Annotated in this window: 16 protein-coding genes and 2 pseudogenes; 12 read left to right on the top strand and 6 right to left on the bottom strand. The window is 68.1% G+C overall.

Features of this window, described 5'->3' with window-relative positions; all coding sequences use genetic code 11:
• The 3 genes and pseudogenes from ACWGJ5_RS42915 to ACWGJ5_RS42905 all read left to right on the top strand — a co-directional run.
• On the top strand, positions 1–1,291 hold a 1,291-nt coding region (locus ACWGJ5_RS42915; protein ID WP_453315037.1), incomplete at its 5' end, for a tetratricopeptide repeat protein.
• A gap of 63 nt (positions 1,292–1,354) precedes the next feature.
• Positions 1,355–1,894, top strand: coding sequence for a GNAT family N-acetyltransferase (locus ACWGJ5_RS42910; RefSeq protein WP_453315036.1), 540 nt, complete (start codon positions 1,355–1,357; stop codon positions 1,892–1,894).
• Between the two features lie 940 nt (positions 1,895–2,834).
• Positions 2,835–3,230: pseudogene (locus ACWGJ5_RS42905) on the top strand (transposase); the annotation flags it as partial.
• A 271-nt stretch (positions 3,231–3,501) separates the two neighbouring features.
• On the opposite strand, the gene qcrB reads toward ACWGJ5_RS42905, so the two are convergent.
• Positions 3,502–5,049 (bottom strand): cytochrome bc1 complex cytochrome b subunit, encoded by a 1,548-nt coding sequence (gene qcrB, locus ACWGJ5_RS42900; RefSeq protein ID WP_453315035.1) that lies wholly within the window; start codon positions 5,047–5,049, stop codon positions 3,502–3,504.
• A complete protein-coding gene (locus tag ACWGJ5_RS42895) occupies positions 5,046–5,717 on the bottom strand; it encodes a sigma factor-like helix-turn-helix DNA-binding protein (RefSeq protein WP_453315034.1) in 672 nt (223 codons plus the stop codon). The genes qcrB and ACWGJ5_RS42895 overlap by 4 nt, the downstream gene beginning before the upstream one ends.
• A 439-nt stretch (positions 5,718–6,156) precedes the next feature.
• Between ACWGJ5_RS42895 and ACWGJ5_RS42890 the strand changes: the two are divergent.
• Together ACWGJ5_RS42890 and ACWGJ5_RS42885 are read left to right on the top strand one after the other, a co-directional pair.
• Positions 6,157–7,240: pseudogene (locus ACWGJ5_RS42890) on the top strand (IS630 family transposase).
• A gap of 226 nt (positions 7,241–7,466) precedes the next feature.
• A complete protein-coding gene (locus ACWGJ5_RS42885) occupies positions 7,467–8,111 on the top strand; it encodes a dihydrofolate reductase family protein (RefSeq protein WP_453315033.1) in 645 nt (214 codons plus the stop codon).
• A 303-nt stretch (positions 8,112–8,414) separates the two neighbouring features.
• Here ACWGJ5_RS42885 and ACWGJ5_RS42880 read toward each other — a convergent pair whose 3' ends face one another.
• Complete coding sequence (locus ACWGJ5_RS42880; RefSeq protein WP_453315032.1) at positions 8,415–8,804, bottom strand: hypothetical protein; 390 nt, start codon at positions 8,802–8,804, stop codon at positions 8,415–8,417.
• Between the two features lie 374 nt (positions 8,805–9,178).
• Between ACWGJ5_RS42880 and ACWGJ5_RS42875 the strand changes: the two genes are divergently transcribed.
• Positions 9,179–9,460 carry a hypothetical protein gene (locus ACWGJ5_RS42875; RefSeq protein ID WP_453315031.1) on the top strand — a complete coding sequence of 94 codons (282 nt, stop codon included), beginning with the start codon at positions 9,179–9,181 and terminating at the stop codon, positions 9,458–9,460.
• Positions 9,461–9,534: 74 nt separating this feature from the next.
• On the opposite strand, the gene fxsT is transcribed toward ACWGJ5_RS42875, so the two are convergent.
• From fxsT to ACWGJ5_RS42860, 3 genes are all read right to left on the bottom strand, one after another.
• Positions 9,535–12,285, bottom strand: coding sequence for an FxSxx-COOH system tetratricopeptide repeat protein (fxsT, locus tag ACWGJ5_RS42870; protein WP_453315030.1), 2,751 nt, complete (start codon positions 12,283–12,285; stop codon positions 9,535–9,537).
• 48 nt (positions 12,286–12,333) lie between these two features.
• Positions 12,334–12,741, bottom strand: a complete 408-nt coding sequence (locus ACWGJ5_RS42865) for a hypothetical protein (protein WP_453315029.1) — start codon at positions 12,739–12,741, stop codon at positions 12,334–12,336.
• A 218-nt stretch (positions 12,742–12,959) separates the two neighbouring features.
• A complete protein-coding gene (locus ACWGJ5_RS42860; protein ID WP_453315028.1) occupies positions 12,960–13,358 on the bottom strand; it encodes a hypothetical protein in 399 nt (132 codons plus the stop codon).
• A gap of 457 nt (positions 13,359–13,815) precedes the next feature.
• On the opposite strand from ACWGJ5_RS42860, the gene ACWGJ5_RS42855 reads away from it, so the two are divergent.
• The 6 genes from ACWGJ5_RS42855 to ACWGJ5_RS42830 all read left to right on the top strand — a co-directional run bounded on the left by ACWGJ5_RS42855 (position 13,816) and on the right by ACWGJ5_RS42830 (position 18,551).
• On the top strand, positions 13,816–14,322 hold the full coding sequence (locus ACWGJ5_RS42855) for an SRPBCC family protein (protein ID WP_453315027.1): 507 nt from the start codon (positions 13,816–13,818) through the stop codon (positions 14,320–14,322).
• Complete coding sequence (locus ACWGJ5_RS42850) at positions 14,322–15,380, top strand: LLM class flavin-dependent oxidoreductase (protein ID WP_453315026.1); 1,059 nt, start codon at positions 14,322–14,324, stop codon at positions 15,378–15,380. Before ACWGJ5_RS42855 ends, ACWGJ5_RS42850 begins: the two co-directional genes overlap by 1 nt.
• A complete protein-coding gene (locus tag ACWGJ5_RS42845; RefSeq protein WP_453315025.1) occupies positions 15,377–15,883 on the top strand; it encodes a winged helix-turn-helix transcriptional regulator in 507 nt (168 codons plus the stop codon). Before ACWGJ5_RS42850 ends, ACWGJ5_RS42845 begins: the two co-directional genes overlap by 4 nt.
• Before the next feature lie 327 nt (positions 15,884–16,210).
• Positions 16,211–17,074, top strand: coding sequence for an SCO6745 family protein (locus tag ACWGJ5_RS42840; RefSeq protein ID WP_453315062.1), 864 nt, complete (start codon positions 16,211–16,213; stop codon positions 17,072–17,074).
• 167 nt (positions 17,075–17,241) lie between these two features.
• Entirely contained in the window at positions 17,242–18,219 is a 978-nt protein-coding gene (locus tag ACWGJ5_RS42835; RefSeq protein WP_453315024.1) for a TrmB family transcriptional regulator, read from the top strand.
• A 56-nt stretch (positions 18,220–18,275) separates the two neighbouring features.
• Entirely contained in the window at positions 18,276–18,551 is a 276-nt protein-coding gene (locus ACWGJ5_RS42830) for a hypothetical protein (RefSeq protein WP_453315023.1), read from the top strand.
• Positions 18,552–19,551: the final 1,000 nt, after the last annotated feature.

Raw genomic sequence — 19,551 nt, 5'->3', positions numbered from 1 at the left:
TGCCTCGTCGCAGACGGGGGAGTTCGGCCGCGCGGAAAATCTGATCCATTCGATCGCCGATCCCGAGCGGCGTGCTCAGGCCCTCACGGACCTCGCTATTGCGGCGGCACAAGCGAACGACGTCGCTCGAGCCCGCTCCTTCGTCGAATCCGCTGAGACATTGGTCGGGGGCATAACGGACCCTGACCGTAAGACGAACATGCTCACGACCCTGGCCAGTGTCTCCGCCCGTACCGAAGAGCACATCCAAGTGGAGCGGCTGGCAAATCGTGCCGAGGAAGTGACGCGCGCGATCACGATGGTCGAGCGTAGGGCGCAGGCGCTCGTCGAGTTGTCGACCGTGATCGCCGAGGCAGGGGACTACGACCGTGCGGAGACGCTGGTGAGGGGCGTCTCCGGTGCTTTCTGGAAGGCGCAGGGACTGACGGCGCTCGCCGGTGTGGCGGCCCAGGCAGGGGAGCGGGATCGATGCGCTGTGCTGGTGGAAGGCGCCGAGTCCGTCGCAGACGAGATCTCCGACCCCGAGGAACGGGACCAGGTGCTGTCCGACCTGGCCGGAGCCGCTGCACAGGCAGGCGATCACCGCAGGGCCGAGACCCTCGCACGCTCCATCAGCCAGTCCCACTGGCGGACTCAGGCACTGGTCGAACTGGCCACCCTGGCCGGTCAAGCCGGCGACTTCCACTCCGCCGAAGCGCTTGCTCACTCGATCACTGATGCCGATTGGCGAGCCCAGGTCATGGCGGAACTGGCCGGTGTTGCCGCTCAGTCCGGTAGCCGCGAAGACGCCCGTCATCTGCTTGAGGCATCCGCGGCACTTTTGGGTACGTTGAGCGCCCCCGACATACAGGTGCAGGTCCACGCGGCTCTGGCCGCCGCCGCGGCCTTCGTCGATGACCATGGGTGGGCAAGCCGGCTCTCCAGCACCGGTGAAGCACTGGCCCGCGGCATCGGCGATCCCGACCGGAAGGCACAGGTGTTGTGTGACCTGGCCGGTGGAGCGGCCCGTGCTGGTGACCATGACCGTGCGGAGGCATTGGCGAGGAGCATCACCGCTTCCCACTGGCAGGCGCAGGCCCTGGCGAGTGTGGCCAGTGCCTATGCGGATCACGTGTCCCAGCGGAACCAACGAGGTATGAGGATCATCTGGAGACTGCTTGCGCAGAGCCTCTCCGCCGCTGACTGGAACGTCTCCCTCACGCCCCTGGCCCAAGTGGCCGCTTCCGCCGTGGTCGCACTCGCCGAGGAGTACGAATCGACAGTGCTGCACAGCGCTTCACTCGGAGAGTGAGGCAACCTGCCCGGTTTTCCGTAGCGGAAGGGTCAGATGACTAGGTCGATATGGCATGGCGAGTTGGTCGAGCTGCGCGCGATAAGAGCAGATGACTGGGAGTATTTCTCTCAATTCGAACAGTCGTCCATCGATGCCCGTAACGTATTCCGGGTAACGCTTCCCAGATCGGATGCGACGCACCAGAGGGAAATCCTGGACATCTCCACGAACAGTGACGAGGCGTCGTTCGCCCTGGCGATCGAAAATCTCAGTGAGCGCGTCATGGTCGGGGCCGTCAACGTCGTTGATTCCGACGCCCGGGCTGGTTGGTTCCGCTGTGGTCTGGCAGTCGCGAGCGAGCACCGCAGGAAAGGTTACGCGACGGATTCGCTTAAGTTGCTGCTGTCCTTCATGTTCGGAGAGCGGCGATTCCACAAGTGCGAGGTGCATATCTACGCCTTCAATACCGCTTCACTCCGTCTGCATGCCGCATTGGGCTTTGAAGTCGAGGGAAGACTGCGTGAGCGAGAATACTTCGGCGGCACCTATTGTGATGTGGTGGTGATGGGCATCACGGCCGCCGAATATGGTGCACGGTACGCTTTCCTGTCTTTTGAGTAGCGGTCAAGTCACGGCGGCTGTAGATGTGGCTGCGTCGCAAGTTGACGCTGGTCAGCGGGTTGGCGGGGCGCCTGCGGGCATGGCATGAGTACGGGGGAGTACGGCGATGCGGACGGTGTGGCCGGGACGCCATCCAAGGTCGGCGAGAGCTTCCCTTGCGCCACCACGACCGTATCGTCAACCCGTCAACTCCCCCCTCGGACACCGCTTACAGCGATACGGAATCGAGGGCCTCGACCTGACGGTCGCGGTCCTCGTTGCGTTGTCGTACGCGATGGTGATGCCCAGGGCCTCGTAGAGGGGTTCCTTCTTGTCGGCGTCAGCGGTCTGGATGCGTTGTGCGATGTCTCCGATTCTGTCAGTGATCTCCCGGATCTGGTCGAGGGCGAAGGGTTCTTCCTTCTTCCAGGTGACAGCGGGCCGGGCATCGAGCTTCTTCTGGGCTGCTTCCTTGTCGCGTTGTGCGTCGTTGATCCACTGCGTGACGATGGCTGGGTCAGCGCCGGCGTCGAGGGTGGCCTGGTAGCGGGCGAGGCGCCGCTCGCATTCTTTGATGGTCTGGCGGGCTTGGGTCTGCTCGGGCGTCTGGGGCAGCGCGGCATTTGCCGGGATGCTCGCGTGGCTGAGCGAGGTGAGCCGGTCCGGAATTCTGGCTGCAGCCCAACTCCACCGCGATCGCCGGCACCCGCAACCCCGACCAGCTCAGCTCGATCATCCGCGCCCGCATCACTGCATCGCGTGGAGCCTTTCGCGCCCGCGACAATCGGTGAACGACAGTGCATTCGTCCTCGTCACGTCCTGGCCGTGCCAGTAACACCATCGCCCAGCACCCGCCCCCGAGTACCTTCGACCATCCCGCCCCCAGGACATATACCCATCGAAAGGAGGTGGTGCTTCGTTACGTCGGGTGATCGTGCCTGGTCGTGGGCATCGTCTTGGTATGAGGCTGGGGGAAGTGGAGCGGCTCCGGGGTGAGTTGTCGGAGTTCGTTGCCGATGTGTGCGCTTCGGTGCCGCAGCGGGATCAGCGGCGGTGGGGCGAGTGTTGTCTGCCGGGTTTGATGCTGGACGGCCGTCGCAAGTCGATGCAGGGCCTGCATGTTGCCGGGCGGCAACATGCAGGCCCTGCAGCAGTTCGTGAACCAGTCACCGCGGAATCCGCTGCCGGTGCGGCGGCGGATCGCCGAGCGGGTGTGCGAGGCGATCAGCCCTGAGGTGTGGGTGGTCGACGACGTGTCGTTTCCCAAGTGCGGCACCGCATCGGTCGGGGCGCCCGCCAGTACTGCGGAGCGGTTGGGAAGCGGGCGAACTGCCAGGTCGCAGTCAGCGTCCGTGCGGACCTCGGCGGCCGCCGCCATCCGCGCCCGCGCCCTCCGTGCTGATGTTGGCCTGCGCGACGTGCCGATGCAGCCACTCGATTCTGGTATTCGACATGAATTCCGTGAGGTGCTCGCGGTGGGTACGCCTCGTGCACGAGGACGTCCGTGCCGCGCCCGAGCTCGATGACCTCGTCACAGATCTCAGTGTCGCCGGAGCTCACCGGGGAACGACCGTGCCTCGACGCTGTAGGGCACACCGACCGTGATCACCTTCGACGCGGTGCCCGGCTCATGGCTCCGTCTCCTCCTGACCAGTGCCCACCCGGGCGCCGCCGACGGCGCGGTGCGCATCAGCCCGATGAAGGTCCCGTCCGGCTGACGGCAGTTCCCGCTGGTGGGCGGTGAGCGTGTACCGCTGGGCCGGGGACAGCGGCTGTCGCATCTCGACATACTCGCCGTGCGGCAGCCGCTTGACGATTCCCGTCTCGCGGCCGTGCTCCACCAGCTCACGGTCCCTCAGCTGGAGACCGAGACAGACGCGCCGCGTCACGACGAAGACGGCCAACGGCACCAGGAACACGCCGATCCTGATGGCCCACGTCACCGCGTTGACCGACAGATGGAGACGCGTGGCCACGATGTCGTTGCCGCCGCCCGCGAGCAGGATCAGATAGACGCTCAGCCATGCCGTGCCGAGCGCCGTGCGGACCGGCCGGTTGCGCGGGCGGTCCAGCAGATGGTGCTCGCGGCGGTCCTTGGTGACCCACGCCTCCACGAACGGGTAGACGCCGATGAGGACCAGGAGGAGCGGGAAGACGACCACCGGGATCAACACGCCGAGGACCAGGGTGTGGCCCCACAGGTTGACCTCCCAGCCCGGCATGATGCGGACCAGCCCCTCCGCGAAGCCCAGGTACCAGTCCGGCTGGGCGCCCGTCGACACCTGGTCGGCGCGGTAGGGCCCGTACGCCCAGACCGGATTGATCGATGCCACCGCCGCGATGAACGCGATCGATCCGAAGACGAGGAAGAAGAAACCTCCCGCCTTCGCCAGGTACACCGGGAAGAAGGGAGAGCCCACGACGTTCCGTTCCGTCTTCCCCGGACCCGCGAACTGCGTGTGCTTGTGGTAGACGACCAACAGCACATGGGTGACGACGAGTGCCGTCATGATTCCCGGGACCAGCAGCACGTGCAGGGAGTAGAAGCGGGGCACAATGTCATCGCCTGGGAACTGCCCTCCGAACACGAACATCGACAGATATGTGCCCACGATCGGCACCGACAGCAGCGCGCCGTTGACGAACCGCAGACCGGTGCCCGACAGCAGGTCGTCCGGCAGCGAGTAGCCGAACAGCCCTTCGAACATGCCGAGGACGAGCAGCAGCCAGCCGAACAGCCAGTTCAGCTCACGCGGTTTGCGGAACGAGCCCGTGAAGAAGTGCCGCATCATGTGTGTCAGCATCGCCGCGACGAAGATCAGCGCGGCCCAGTGGTGGATCTGCCGGATCAGCAGACCGCCGCGTACGTCGAAGCTGATGTGCAGCGTCGAGGCGTACGCGTCGGACATGCGGATGCCGTTCAGCGGAACGTAACTGCCGTGGTACGTCACCTCGGTCATCGACGGGTGGAAGAAGAGCGTGAGGTAGATCCCGGTCAGGATCAGCACGACGAAGCTGTACAGGCACACCTCGCCGAGCAGGAACGACCAGTGGTCGGGGAAGACCTTTCGCAGGTACTGCCTACCCAGAGTGTGGATGCCGAGCCTGCCGTCGAACCAGTCGGCGACGCGCTGTCCGGAGGAAGCCTTCTCGGGCCGTTGCCCAGTCGCCGTCATGCCCGCTCCTCCTGGGCCGAGACCCGCTCGTTGCGTGGTGCATGCGCGATCTTGTCGGGGTTGGTGACGATGAAGACGTCCGACATCCGGTCGCCCTCGGGCGTCAGATCCATCACCATGACCGCGTACGGCGACTCGCCCTCGAACACCACCGCCGCGTCGTCGCCGTTGACCGGCTGGTGGCGGATGCCGAAGTCGGCGCCGCGACGTGTCGCGTAACCGGCCGGCAGAAGCGCGGCCTTGTTGCGGCCGTGCATCGGGCGCGGCCCGGCCTGGACGAAGCGCTCGGTCGCCTGCCGGCGTACGGCCGCCGGGCTGCGGTCCAGGACGTCCGCGATCTCCGCGTGGGTGTACTCGAACAGCTCGTTGAGGACGAACACCGCCCGCTCCAGCGAGGCGCGGCGGCGGGTGATGCCGGCGCGGCGCGCGCGGGCGTGGTTCACGGCGATGCGTACGAGACAGGCGCGCGGGTTGTCGATCCCGTCGGAACGGGCGCGCCCCTTCCGGCCAGTCCACGACAACCAGGTGTCCTGCAGGACGTCCTCGGTGTCGGTGACGCTGCCGAGCATGTTGTGGACGATCGCGAGGAGCAGCTCGCGGTGGTCGGCGAACACCTGGGTTGCGGTGCCGGCCCGGTCGTCGGCCGCGGTGTCGGTCCTCTCAGGCATACCTGTGCCTCCATGGGTGGTCTCACCATCGAGACCGCCGGAAGGGGGCCGAATGTGACATGACGCGGCCAGGAGTGACGCAGGTCTCATCACGTCACGCCACCAGGGCTCGTTCCAGAGTTGGTGGTACGCGATGCTGCTGCCGTAGCGCGTCGCGGTGTCGTAGGCCGGTCGTGGTACCAGACCACCGCGTCCGTCCCGTCGGGCGGCGGCGGGAACTGCAGCGCCGCGCCGACGGGCAAGACCGCGGGCGCGGGCGCCGGGCTGCGATGGTCGGCGGCACTGGGAGAGCATGCTGGCGGAGAACTGCCAGCAAGCCTCCCGCCAAACGCTCTGGTCGACGGCGTGGACCAGTGTCGAGCAATAGTCGGCGCAGTTACTGACCTTGTAGGCGTGATGTCGTGGCTGACAAGCGTTGATTGTCGCGGTGGGCCGGGGCATGAGGTATCCGCAAGGAGGCGGGCTGACCGCGGATCGACAGGCGTTTCGCGAGCACATCCGGATGCAGGCCGCCGAGTTATTCGCCCTGGGACACGACAATGCCGCGATCGCCAAGCAGTTACGTGTCAGCGTGCGTTCGGTGCAACGCTGACACGAGGCGTGGGAGTACGGCGGAACATCAGCCCTGGAGTCGAAGGGGCCGGCGTCCAGGCCCACGCTGAGCGAGGCACTGTTTGAGGTGCTCGAGCAGGAGCTGGCCAAGGGGCCGGTGCCGCACGGCTGGCGGGACCAGACCTGGACGCCGGCGCGGATCAAGACGCTGATCGGGCGCCGGTTCCACAAGAGCATGACGCTGTCGGCCATCGCGCAGATGACGCACCGGCACGGCTTCAGCCACCAGGTCCCGGCCCGCCGTGCACCGGAGCGCAACGAGGAGGCCGTCACCGGCTGGGTGAAGGAGACCTGGCCGCAGGTGGAAGCGCCGCGGCGGCGCTCGGGGCCTGGCTGTGCTTCGAGGACGAAGCCGGCTTCTCGATGACGCCGCCCACCGCTCGCACCTGGTCCAGGCGTGGACACACACCCGTCATCCGGGTGCGGGGACGCTCCCAGCGCCGCATCTCCATCGCCGCCCTGGCCCGCTACAAGCAGGGCGAACGCACGCGCCTGATCTATCGGCCCAAGCGGCACGTCGATCACAAGCGGGGCGGCAGAGGCAGTTTCACCTGGACCGACTACCGCGACCTGCTGATCGACGCCCACCAGCAGCTCGGGGCGCCGATCGTGGTCGTGTGGGACAACCTGAACGTCCACAAGGACGCCCGCCTGCAGGCGTTCATCCACGCCCACGACTGGATCACCTGCTACTTCTTACCGGCCTACGCACCGGACCTCAACCCCGTCGAGGGCATCTGGTCACTGCTGCGACGCAGCAGCCAGGCCAACACCGCTTTCACCGACCCCGACCATCTGATGCGCGCCCTACGGCACGGGCTCCGCGAGATCCAGTACCGCAGCAATCTCACGATGGATGTCTCGCTGGAACCGGCCTCATCTTGACGACATCACGTCAACAAAATCAGTAGATGTGCGGTGACGTCCGTTGCGACGCATGTGAGTGGTCGCGGGCGGCCACCGCGATCGGCTCGATGCAGTCCGTGTCCGCCACAGCCACACCGCCAATGGGGCCGCTTCCTGACGCGCCTTGGAAAAAAGTTGCGGGCCGCTGTCGATCCGGTCACGTCCCGTTCGACGTCATGATGTGCGGCGCCGCGCCGCACGATGACGCAACAGCACCTGACGAGGACAGACGTGGATCAACTGCTGAGAGTCATGAACTTCAACGTCTCGAGTGACGGAATCTGTGCCGGTGAGCACCAGAGTCTTGAGCGGCCGTTCGGCCTCGACCGTCCCGAGAGGCTGTTCGCCTGGGCCGGAGCCACGGCGAGCTGGCCCATGCGCACGGATCCTGGGGGGAGCCGGGGCCTCGACGACTACTTCACGCGAGATTTCGCACGCAACATCGGTGCCGAGATCATGGGCCGTAACAAGTTCGGGCCCCAGCGCGGACCCTGGCAGGACCATGAGTGGCGCGGCTGGTGGGGGCAGGAACCGCCGTTCCGCACACCGGTGTTCGTCATGACACACCACGAGCGTCCGTCGTTCACGCTCTCCGACACCACGTTCCACTTCGTCGACGGCGACCCGGCCACGCTCCTCGAACGGGCGCGGGAAGCGGCGCAAGGCCAGGACGTCCGACTCGGCGGCGGGGTCACCACCATCCGGCAGTTCCTCGACGCCGGCCTCGTCGACACCATGCATGTGGCGGTCTCGCCGGTAAAGCTCGGGTCCGGACTACGACTCTGGGAGTCCCCCGATGAGCTGCTCGACCGCTTCCATCTGGAGGTCGTGCCCAGCCCGAGCGGCGTGACGCACCACCTGTTCTGGCGAAGGTGACGCGAGGTCCGCTCGAGTTCAGGCTGCGACTGCGAATAGGCGTCCGCCCAGTTGTCGCGGCTCGATCAACCGCTGCAGCCGGGCGTGGACGGCAGCGGTATCGACGCGTCCACAGCAAACTGCACCAGCGCGCGCAGCGTCGCCCGTGCTTGTGCACCCGTGAAGTACAGAAAAGAGCAGGCCCTCCTCCTCGTCCTGGTGGAGCTCCTCGAACGCTTCCTTCATCGTCTTCACGGCGCACCAACGAGCAGAAGTTTGCCCGGTCACGGACTCGCCAGCGCTCCCGCCCGGCTGGCCGAAGGCTCAGTAGAACTTCTTGGAGGACTGGGCCGTCGGGCTGGGGCTGCCGCCGGATTCGAGCCCGGAGACGCGCTGGTTGTAGTCATCGACGCTTCCCGGCTTCAGTACGTAGTCCTCGATCTGGCCATCCGACTGCGGCACCTGGAGCGTGAGAGTGTCGCCGTCCAGAGTGCCGTTGAGGACCGTACTGCCCAGCGTGAACTTCACCGTGAGGGTGACCTGGGACCCCTTCAGCGTTCCCGTGACGACCGCACGCTGATGTTCCGGGCTGCTGTACTTCACCTCGGTGTCGTCCAGGGTGCCGGTGATGGTGCCGTTCTGCGTTTGCGTCTCGAGAAGGCTGACGGAGTTGTAGTCGCTGCCCACGAGGGTGTGGGGCAGGCCGGCTGCCATCGCTGGCACGATGGGATCGGTGCTCTGGCCGGAGGTTTTACCGGCGCCGCAGCCGGCGGTTGTGAGTGCGCAGACGGCAGTGGCAGCGACGGCCGCACGTTTGCTGATCATGAAGCCCCCCAAGGCTGTCCAGCGAAGACTCTAGCCGCGGCAGACCCCGCCAGCAGGGCGATCGACAACAGTCTGCGCTTGCCTTGGGCCACTCTCGGGACACGGCATCCACGCGAAAGGCGGACACGACCTCGACCATCCCGGTCGTTGACTCGGGCTGTCCGGAGGACACGGTCGGTGTGGCGCCCGGCCGGGCCGATCTTCCTATCTGCGTTGCGCGACAAGCGGGTTGAAGAGGGTCCGACGAGTGCACGAGGAGCACGATGTCTCAGCGTACAGCCCGATTGCCGCGGAGCCGATGGACGCTGACCGCCGCCACGGTTGCGTCGACGACGGCAGTGGCCGGCCTGGTCTGCGCGATACCTGCCCACGCGGCGCAGGTGACGACGGTGAACTGCCCGACCCAGAACCTGCGGACCACGATCAACGACGCCACCCCAGGATCAACACTGCAGGTGTCCGGGACCTGCACCGGCAATTTCACCATCACCAAGAACCTGATGCTGATCGGCATCGGAGGTGCGGTACTCGACGGCTGCCGATGAGGTGAAGGCTGATCTTCCAGGGGACTGGTTGTCGACATAGGCCTGGCGACTCCGTCGCCGATGAGACATGGCGATTACGACGGGCCGTCGCGCTGGTCGATCGCCGCAGTGAGATTCTCTCGGACTGCCACCGTGATCGGATGCCCTTCGCCCAGCACCCGCTCGGCGGTGGTGAGGGTCCGCTCGAAGAGGGGGATGGCCCGGGTCAGGTCTCCTGCCAAGTCGTAGGCGTAGGCAAGGTTGTTGCGCGAGGCCAGCGTGTCCGGGTGGTCCTCGCCCAGCACCCGCTCGTCGTTGGCGAGGGTCTGCTCGAACAGGGGGATGGCCCGGGACAGGTCTCCCGCCGACTGGTAGGCGTAGGCGAGGTTGTTACGGGAGGTCAGTGTGGAGGGGTGGTCTTCTCCCAGCACCCGCACCCGGCCGGTCAGGGCCTGCTCGTACAAGGGTATGGCCTGGTCCGGGTCTCCCGCTGACTGGTAGGCGCCAGCGAGGTTGTTACGGAAGCCCAGTGTGGAGGGGTGGTCTTCTCCCAGCACTCGTTCGGCGTCGGAGAGGTTCTGCTTGTACAGGGGGATGGCCTGGTCCAGGTGACCCGCCGACTGGCAGGCGCCAGCGAGGTTGTTACGGAAGGTCAGCGTGGAGGGGTGGTCCTCGCCCAGCACCCGCTCGGCGTTGATGAGGGCCTGCTCGAACAGGGGGATGGCCCGGCCCGGGTCCCCCGCCGACTCGTAGGCGCAGGCGAGATTACTGTGGGAGGCCAGCGTGTCCGGGTGGTCATCGCCCAGCACTCGCACGCGATCGGTGAGGTTCTGCTCGAAGAGGGGGATGGCCCGGCCCAGGTCCCCCGCCGACCGATAGGCGCCGGCGAGGTTGTTACGGGAGTTGAGTGTGTCGGGGTGGTTTTCGCCCAGGACTCGCACGCGGTCGGTGAGGTTCTGCTTGTACAGGGGGATGGCCCGACCCAGGTCTCCCGCCGACCGGTAGGCGTAGGCAAGGTTGTCTCGGACCGTCAGCGTGGAGGGGTGGTCCTCGCCCAGCACCCGCTCACTGTCGGTGAGGGTCTGCTCGAACAGGGGGATGGCCCGGCCCAGGTCCCCCGCTGGCTGGTAGGCGTAGGCGAGGTTATTACGGAAAATCAGGGTGTCCGGGTGGTCTTCTCCCAGCACCCGCTCGGCGTCGGTGAGGGTCTGCTCGTACAGGGGGATGGCCCGGCCCAGGTCTCCCGCCGACCGGTAGGCGTAGGCGAGATTGCTGCGGGAGTGCAGCGTATCCAGGTGATCCGCGCCCAGCACCCGCACCCAGTCAGCGAGTGCACGGTGGTGGTATCTGATGGCGCGAGCGGGCTGGCCCTGGTTGTTGAGGAAGCACCCGGTGAGGTTGAGGATGTCTGCCGTGGCAGCGGTGTCGGTGTCCTGGGTGGTGTGGTCGGTGAGGGCGTCGATGTGGGGGAGCAGCGTGCGCCAGGTGGGCCAGGTGGCGGGTGTGTCCCAGGTGGTGGGCAGGGCGGTGTGCAGGTTGGCGGCGGCTTGGTCACGGGCCCGGGCGGTGAGCGTGGGGGTGCGGTGGGGGTCATCGGGGTCGGGAGTTCGGGTGAGTGCCTGGACGAGGCGGTGGACGGCCAGGGTCTTGGTGTCCGGGTCGGGCGTGATCATGTTGTAGGCGGTGAGCAGACCGAGTGCCGCGTCCAGGGCGGGTAGGCCGGAGGGGCCGCCTGCCAGGGTGGTGGGAATGTGTTCGGGGGCGTACCAGGCCAGGGTGCGCAGCAGGTCGGCGGCCTCGGGCTGGAGGTCGGTGATGCGGTCGAGGGTGATGTTCCAGACCCTGGCGATGGTGCGCTCTGCGGGGGTGGTGGCCGCGCCATGCCGGTACATCTGCGCCGGGTCCCGGGCGAGCAGTTCCAAATAGGTGCGGGGGGTGGTGAGCGGGTTCTGTGCGAGGTAGGCGGCGGCCTGTTCGATCGCGAGGGGGAGGTGGCCTAGTTCGGTGCACAGGTCAGCGGCGCCGTCCAGGTCCCGCCGGAGGCCTGTGGAGGTGGCGATGCGGGTGAGCAGGGCGAGGGACTCGGCCGGTTCGAGGACGTCGAGGCGGACCAGCGTGGCCGCGTCGCTCCAGACGGTGGCAAGCCGGCTGGTGATCAGGAACCGGCCGCCTCGGGCACGGGCGATCAGAGCGGCGATGTGAGCAGGGTCGTTGACGTTGTCCAGGACGATCAGCCAGTCGGTGTGGCTGGCCAGCCATTGCAGGCCCCACTCGGCGAGCGCCTGGTCCGGGAGGACTTTGGCCAGGACGGGTTGCAGGGCGGTAGCGAGGTCGGCCAGGCCCTGCCTGACGGCCGCGGGGCTGTCGGCGGTGATCCACCGGATCGGGGCGCGGCCGTGGGGGCGGGTGGCGGCCCAGTAGGCGGCCAGGGTGCTCTTGCCGATCCCGCCCAGCCCGTGCACGGCCTGGACCAGGGCCGCGCCAGGGACGGCGAGGGCGGCGTCGAGGCGGTCGAGTTCACTTCCGCGGCCCACGAAGTGGCCCGGCCGGTGCGGCAGGTCGTCCAGGCCCGGCGGGGCGTCCACGTCGGCGGGCTGCCGCAGCGCCTCGGGCGGCAGTTGCACGGTGGAGGTGTAGATGCCGGAGACGGCGATCCCCCCGCCGGTAGCGGTGGCGTTCCCGCTTTGGAACACCTCCTGCCAGGTTCCCCCGGGGCCGAAAGCCATGGGCGGCCGGGTGCTGTCGGCATCTGGCGGTGCCTGGCTGTTGTCGCCCGCACCCGCCTGCGCGGCCGGGGCGGCACCCGTGCCCGAGCCGTTGTCCTTGCGCCATGTCCACCGGACCATGCCGTCCCCCTTGGATTCCTTGTCGGTCGCGGCGCTACCGGGGCCGGTCTATTCGTTGACGATGCCGCTGACCGCGTTGGAGCCTGCCCCTGTGGCCTCAGCATCCCCGGTGTGCACGGCCCTCGCCGGACCCGGGCGGCCACTGCTGGCGTTCTTGATGCCGCTGACCGCACTGGCCCCGTCGCGGGCCACCGCCCGGCCCGTCCACACCGCCGTATCACCGGCCGAAGCGGCGACGAACGCCACCAACTCGCCCAGTTCCTCCGCTACGCGCTCCCGCCCGACGTCGTCGAGCGCCTCCAACAGGGCCTCGAAGCGCGCGGCCCACACGCCCTCCTGCCGCAACCGTTCTGCGGCGACGTCTGGGGAAGCTTCCGGAGCCAGGATCAACGCGGTGTGGTCCAGCCGTTCGAGTTCGGCCTGTGCTCGCCCACCATCGCCGCTGCCGAAGATCACCCCGACTCGCCGTCGCAGCCCGTTCCACGCATCCGTACCCGCAGCTTGGACCACAGCGCTACCCCCCGCCGCCGCCAACGCCGCTAGTGCCTCCACCAACATGCCCCGCCCCGTTCGTTTCCGCCCACCGGCCGCGCGTCTTCCCGGCACCAGGCAACCACATGACGTACACCCACCAACACGTCCAGCAACCACAGGGAGTTCCCGGTCCGGGCTGCCTACTGAGCTCTTCGGGTTGTTGTCGATCGGTGGGTGAGGGTGAGTCCGGTGCCGGTCAGGCAGCCGTCGATCAGGTCGGGTAGGAGCTGGATGTGGCGTAGGCCCCGGCGGAGGGTGCGTTCGAGGTGTTCGTCGTCGGTGAAGATGGAGAGGTGCCAGTACGCGGTGTCGTACCGGCCCGTGCCGAGCAGCGCGAGTCCCATGGCCAGGGACGCGGTGCCGGCAACGAGGAAGACCTTCCATCGGCCGGTGCGGGTGATCAGCCGGCCGGAGCCGGTCGAGGCGATCAGCAGGCCGAGGGCCATCGGAAGGGGCACCAGGCCCGCCGCGGTGGGACTTTCCCCGCGCGCCGTCCGGAGGTACTGGTTCAGGAAGGTCAGCACACCAAACATCGCCATGCCGATCAGCGGGCCGGCCGGCGTAGCCGCGTCTCGCTGCCAGGGAACCACTTCTCGGCCTCGGTCGTTTCGCCGCGATCGGCGTGACAGCGGACCAGAGCACCGAGGGTGCCTGGGTCAGCCCGTCTCGACAGCGCCTGTCGATGCAGCGAAAGCGCGTCGTCGTACCGTCCGACCGCCTGCGTCATCGCCGCCGTATTCCTGTGCGCAGCCCTCGCATCAGCCCTTCTGGTGCACAACCGACCGCGCCACGCCATCGCCGCGGCGAACTGACGCACAGCAGCCAGGAGCGATGCCGAATCGGCCGCGCGGCCGCCGTCGAAGGCACGGTGGTTGTCCTGAACATCGCGATCGCCGTGCAACCGGCTCGACAAGTTGCTCTGAGCTCTTGACCAAGCTGGTTTCGTTACGCAACTCTGGTGATCAGACCCCTTAATGGCGAGGAGGCTGACTCACCGTGGAGTGGACTTGCGCGCGGTACGCGGACAAACCGACGGTGGAGGTGCGGACGTGGATCGACGCCGCGCCGGAGCGAGTGTGGGAGCTGGTCTCGGACGTCGAGCTGATGCCGGACCTCAGCGATGAGCTGCAGTCGGTCGAGTGGCTGGACGGAGCCGTACGGCCCGCCGTCGGGGCCAGGTTCGTGGGGCGCAGCAGGCATGACGCGCTCGGTGAGTGGGCGACCACCTCCACCGTGGTCGAATGCGTCCCCGAGCGGATGTTCGCGTGGGCGGTGGCGGACCCGGAACATCCCACGGCCGTGTGGCGCTTCCGGCTGGAACCCCGAGACGGCGGCACCGAACTGACGGAGTGGGTGCAGATGGGCCCGGCTCGATCCGGCTTGTCCGTCGCCATCGACCACATGCCGGAGAAGGAGCAGAAGATCGTGTTCGTACGAATGCGGGAGTTCGAACGGAACATGACGGCCACACTGGCGCGGATCAAGAAGCTGGCGGAGTCGTGATGCGGACCGCCACGACGATCGAGGCGTCCGGCTTCGACTCCTGGTCGCAGCAGGCCGACTTCGTCACCGAAGCCGACAAGCTGGGACTCGACATCTGCTGGGTGGCGGAGGCGTGGGGTTCCGACGCCCCCTCCGCGCTGGGCTTCTACGCGGCGCGAACCGAGCGGATGCTGCTGGGCTCCGCCGTCATGCAGGTCGGCACCCGTACGCCGGTCGCGCTCGCCCAGGCGGCCATCACTCTGTCCAACCTCTCCGGAGGGCGGTTCGTCCTTGGGCTGGGCGCTTCCGGTCCGCAGGTGATGGAGGGCCTGCACGGAGTGCCCTTCGCCCGCCCGCTGGCACGCGTTCGCGAGACGGTGGAGATCGTGCGCCAGGTGATCGGGGGCGGCAAGGTCTCCTACTCCGGCGGTGAGTTCCGGATTCCCCTGCCCGGTGGTGAAGCGGTGCCGATGCGCCTGTCCATGCGCGCCGAGCACCGTGTCCCGATCTACCTGGCTGCCCTGTCGCCGGCCATGCTCCGGCTGACCGGACAGGTCGCGGACGGCTGGCTCGGCACCAGCTTCGTACCGGAAGGGTCTGTGGGGGCCTACTTCGCCCACCTGGACCAGGGCCTGGCGCGCGCCGGGCGTACCCGCGCGGACCTGGACGTCTGCCAGGGCGCCGAGGTCTCGTTCGCACCGGATGAGGAAACGCTGAACGCCATGGTCGCCGGCCGCAAGAAGGAACTGGCCTTCAGTCTCGGCGGTATGGGTTCCGCGTCGGCCAACTTCTACCATCAGGCCTACAGCCGTCAGGGCTGGGCGGAGGTGGCCGCGGAGGTACGGGAGCGCTGGCAGGCCGGCGACCGCGACGGCGCGGCCGGCCTCGTCACCCACGAGATGGTGCTGGCCACCACGCTCATCGGCACGGAGGACATGGTGCGGCAGCGGCTGCGGGTGTGGCGCGACGCGGGCGTGAACACTGTCCGTCTCTATCCGGCAGGGGACACCATGGAGGCCAGGCTCGTCACGCTGGGAAGGGCAATCGAGCTGGTCCGCGAGGCGGGTGGCGGGTCATGAGTCCTGCGCGTCCCTCGTTCGCGAACTGGCCGTGCTCCATCGCGCGCACCGTGGATGTACTCGGCGACGCATGGAGCATCCTGCTCCTGCGGGAGGCGTTCTACGGATGCCGTCGATTCGACGATTTTCAGCAGGAGTTGCGCATGGCACGCAACACTCTCGCCGACCGGCTGCGCCGGTTGGTGGAGGAGGGACTCATGGAGAGGCGGCTGTGCGAGAGCGAGCCGCCGCGTCACGAGTACCTGCTGACGGAGAAGGGCCGGGACTTCGTACCAGTGCTCGCCGCGATGGCACGCTGGGGCGACCGGTGGCTCGCCGGGGAGGAGGGCGCCCCGGTCACCCTCCACCACGACGCCTGCGACCACGATGCCCACGCGGAGGTGGTCTGCTCCGCCTGCGGTGAGCCGATGCGGTCGGAGGACATCTCCACGCGGATGGGCCCGGGCTATCCGGAGCGGCTCAGGAAGCGGCCGGACGTCCAGCGCCGCTTCGCGCGCTCCTGACCGGCCCCGGCAGCTGACGGGTATTCGGATGGGCACGGCGACGGCCGTGCTCACGTTATGCGGCGACTGACCGCCCGAGCAGGAGGCCCGCAACGGTCTCGTACGCCGACTGCTCCGACGTCTGCGCGAGCGCCACCGGTACTGCAACCGACGCGGCAGGAGTCGGGCACCGTCGTGTCCCGGCACGCGAACTTGTCCCCACCCTCCTGCGACATCAGCAGCGTGCTCCACCCACACCACAAGGAAACCGCAGAGCCCGTCGAGAATGCGGGATTTGTTCCGGTGCCTGCGAGCGCATGGAAGAGTCGAAGGAGTCATCTCGTGCAGATGAAGGAAGAGCTCGCCTGCGCCTATGCACGGGCCACCTGGAACATGGTGGAACCCATTCACGGAGCTGTGTACTTCGCTCCGGAGGCGCAGGCCCGGTACGCGGAGCTCGGCGTCGAGGGCAGGGCCGGCTACTTCGGCTCGCGCGCCGCGGCTCTGGGCCCGGCATCCGCCGAACTGGTGATCGCCACCTTCTACAACTTCAACCCGGAGCGGGTGCGCAGTGTGGTCCCTGCGGTATGGAGGACGGCGTCGCCGGAGAGACTGCTGGCGGCTCGGCTGGCGGCCGCCGATGCCACGCTGCGCCGCATCCTGGGCCCCGCGGTCCGGTCGCCCAAGATGGAGCGTGCTGCGGAACTGGCGCAGGAAGCGGCCCGAGCGGCGTTGCCCCATCCGCAGGGCCGCCCGCTCTTCGCCGCACACGCTGCCTTGCCCTGGCCACACGAACCACACCTGGCGCTTTGGCATGCGCAAACGCTGCTGCGTGAGTTTCGTGGCGACGGCCACATCACGACGCTGCTCGCCGCCGGGCTGGACGGAATCGAAGCACTGGTGACCCATGCTGCCGCGGGCCCGGTGACCGCCGAGGCCCTGCGTAGGACACGGGCCTGGTCCGACGAACAGTGGGCGCGGGCAGTGCAGCGGCTGCACGAGCGCGGCTGGCTGGCGGAGGGCCCCGGCCTTGCCTTCACCCCGGAAGGGCGGGAGCGGCGCCAGATGGTGGAGCACGCCACCGACGAGCTGGCCGCGCTGCCGTATGTCGCGATAGGCCCTGAGAAGTGCGCCGAGTTGCGCCGTCTGGTGAGGCCCTACAGCCTGGCCCTGGCCGAGGAGCTGTTGCCATGGCGTGTCGGCAGTCTGTGATCGTTGACACCGGTGCCGATCGTGAGGATACCGGGGGTGGGGCGCGGCCGGCACAGACCGGGACTCCACTGGCCGGCGTGTCAGCCAGGCGGAGTGTGGCAGGGATGGCCCGGTGGCCGAGTCGGGCCGGGTGGTGGTTGGTTGACAGGAATGAGGCCGGAGCTCACATGGAACTTGACGTCGTCGGACTCAGCGACGCCTCACAACTCGTGTACAGCACCCTGGTGGGGCTGCCCCCCAGTACGGCCTCGGAGATCGCCGATGCCTGCGGGTTGAGCCTGGGCACGGCCGGCCGGTATTTGTCCGCGTTGGTGAAGGACGGCCTTGCCACCAAGGCGGCGGGCCGTCCCCCACGCTTCACCGCCGCGGCTCCCGATGTGGTGGTCACCGAGCTGATCCACGAACGTGAGCGCCGGCTCGACGCGGCTCGCTCTGTGGTGCGGCAGCTCGCCGAGAAGCACCGTGAGGCGCGTCGGATCAGCGACCCGAACATCGCTGTCGAGCTGATCACCGGTCATGAAAACATCAGCGCGGCCGTCTCCCGGCTCACCGCGAGCGCTCGGCGCCAGCTGCGCGCCTTCGACCGTCCGCCCTATGTCGAGCGTCCGGGCAGCAACCTGGAGAACCAGCGTCGTCGGCAGCACGCCGGTGTCGGCCATCGTGTCATCTACGACCGGGCCGCCGTGGCGTGGCCGGGGCGCCTGCGGGACGACATCCTGCCGAGCATACGTATCGGTGAAGAAGCCCGGGTTCGGGAGAGGTTGCCCCTGAAGCTGGTGATCGCGGATGACAGATGGGCGGTCATTCCCTTCAGCCTCGCCACCGGTGGCCACTCCGTGGCCTACCTCGTCCACCGCTCACCCATGCTCGCCGCTCTGGAGGCTCTTTTCGATGCCGAGTGGGAGCGCGCGAGCCCGGTGCGGGACACCAAGCCGCCTGCGGGAGGAACCGGCGGCCCGGACGCCGATACCGTGGCCCTCCTCGGCCTGCTCGCCTCCGGCTGTACGGATGTGGCCATCGCCCGTACGCAGGGCTGGAGCCAGCGCACCACCCAGCGCCGTATCCACCGTCTGATGACGGAACTGGGCGCAGCCACCCGCTTCCAGGCCGCGGCCCAAGCCGCCCGCCGCGGCTGGCTGCACTGAGCCGGCCGGCAGTCGGCCTGATCGCCGCCCTCAGATACCTCCCCACCGTTTTGCGGGTGATCACTAATCAGGGCTTCGGCGACGACCCGGCCAGCGACACCTGGACACCCATCCCGAACTCGAACAACGCGCTCTACCGCGGCGGCGGCGCGTGCGGGTTCTACAAGATCGGTGGTATCGGCAAGGACAGCTTCGGAGACTTCCTGCCGCAGGCGAGCGCCGAGGTGTTGCCGGGCATGGCCGACTGCGGCGACACGAACGACACCAGCTGGCTCGCCCTGACCCCGCGACCTTCACGCTCGCACCGGGTGCCGGCGCCACGGTCACCGTGACGGTGCGGTACCGTCACCGGGCCCTCCGGGCCATTGCCCGGCGCACAGGTCCACAAACCCCTGGCGGAGTCGGTGGTCATGCCTCTCATCAGCGGTCTACCAGTGCCTCCCGGCCCAGTGACACCACCCCCCAGATCATGGTCAACAGGGGGGACCAGTCATGCCGGGCCCGGAGGCCGGGAACCCCGTTGCGGGGCCAAGAAGACGGTAATGGGGGGGCCGGGACTCGCAACTCGTATACGGTGCCGGGCAGGCCGATGGAGTAGTGACGTGGCGGTCGTTCTCCGCAATAGCCGAGGATCGCAATCTTCAGACTCTGCTGCGTCCGCGTGACCACGCACGGCGTGGCGGTCGCCCTCCGGGACGGCAGACGATCGCAGCCCCGCGCAGATCCCGACGGACACATACCGGCCGAGTGGCGGTCGCCCTCCGGGGGCGACCGAAGATCGCAATGAATTGAGGCCGGACCGGCTGGCACGCGAGATTGAGGGTCCCCTGCCGCCTAGTAGGCGACTCGGCCGGAGAGACAGGTGCCCTCTCGGGTGCTGTGCACACTCGAGTCCTCGACCGGCCCCTGTGCGACCCAGGCAAGACGGGCTGCTACGCGCCGAGGACGACCGCTACTCGGGTCGTTACCCGGTTCGAGTGTTCCGCCCAGGTAGAAGTGGCCGCTGCTTGAAGCCACCAAAGCCGGCCTACGTGCTGTCGGCCGGTGTTCCGCGGTCGCTCCCTACTCGAGCTGCTCGCCCCAGGCCGCGCCCACGGCCGCGTACTCGACGTCACCGACACCGATGGCGGTGGTCCGGCGGCCGCTCGGCCGGGAGCGGACGGGTCGAAGCCGAGTCCGGCGGGCGGGCGCGGCAAGCGAGTGGCCGCACGGCCGGGGCCGGGTCGGTCGAGCAGGTGGACGCTCAGTCCTCGGGCGGTTCCCGCAACTGCCGGGGCAGCAACACGGCCTCGAGTGCGGGCACGTCGAAGGGGTCGAAATGGATCCGCTCCC

The organism is Streptomyces sp. NPDC054783, assembly GCF_053611725.1.
The sequence above is the reverse complement of the archived record's forward strand: the minus strand, read 5'-3'. Positions and strand labels throughout refer to the sequence as shown.

Bases quoted from the DNA above. Each gene is read 5' to 3' on its own strand.
- qcrB (WP_453315035.1), bottom strand. From the start codon at position 5,049: ATGACGGCGACTGGGCAACGGCCCGAGAAGGCTTCCTCCGGACAGCGC.
- ACWGJ5_RS42895 (WP_453315034.1), bottom strand. From the start codon at position 5,717: ATGCCTGAGAGGACCGACACCGCGGCCGACGACCGGGCCGGCACCGCA.
- ACWGJ5_RS42880 (WP_453315032.1), bottom strand. From the start codon at position 8,804: ATGGCAGCCGGCCTGCCCCACACCCTCGTGGGCAGCGACTACAACTCC.
- ACWGJ5_RS42875 (WP_453315031.1), top strand. From the start codon at position 9,179: ATGTCTCAGCGTACAGCCCGATTGCCGCGGAGCCGATGGACGCTGACC.
- fxsT (WP_453315030.1), bottom strand. From the start codon at position 12,285: ATGGTCCGGTGGACATGGCGCAAGGACAACGGCTCGGGCACGGGTGCC.
- ACWGJ5_RS42860 (WP_453315028.1), bottom strand. From the start codon at position 13,358: ATGGCGATGTTTGGTGTGCTGACCTTCCTGAACCAGTACCTCCGGACG.
- ACWGJ5_RS42850 (WP_453315026.1), top strand. From the start codon at position 14,322: ATGCGGACCGCCACGACGATCGAGGCGTCCGGCTTCGACTCCTGGTCG.
- ACWGJ5_RS42845 (WP_453315025.1), top strand. From the start codon at position 15,377: ATGAGTCCTGCGCGTCCCTCGTTCGCGAACTGGCCGTGCTCCATCGCG.
- ACWGJ5_RS42840 (WP_453315062.1), top strand. From the start codon at position 16,211: ATGAAGGAAGAGCTCGCCTGCGCCTATGCACGGGCCACCTGGAACATG.
- ACWGJ5_RS42835 (WP_453315024.1), top strand. From the start codon at position 17,242: ATGGAACTTGACGTCGTCGGACTCAGCGACGCCTCACAACTCGTGTAC.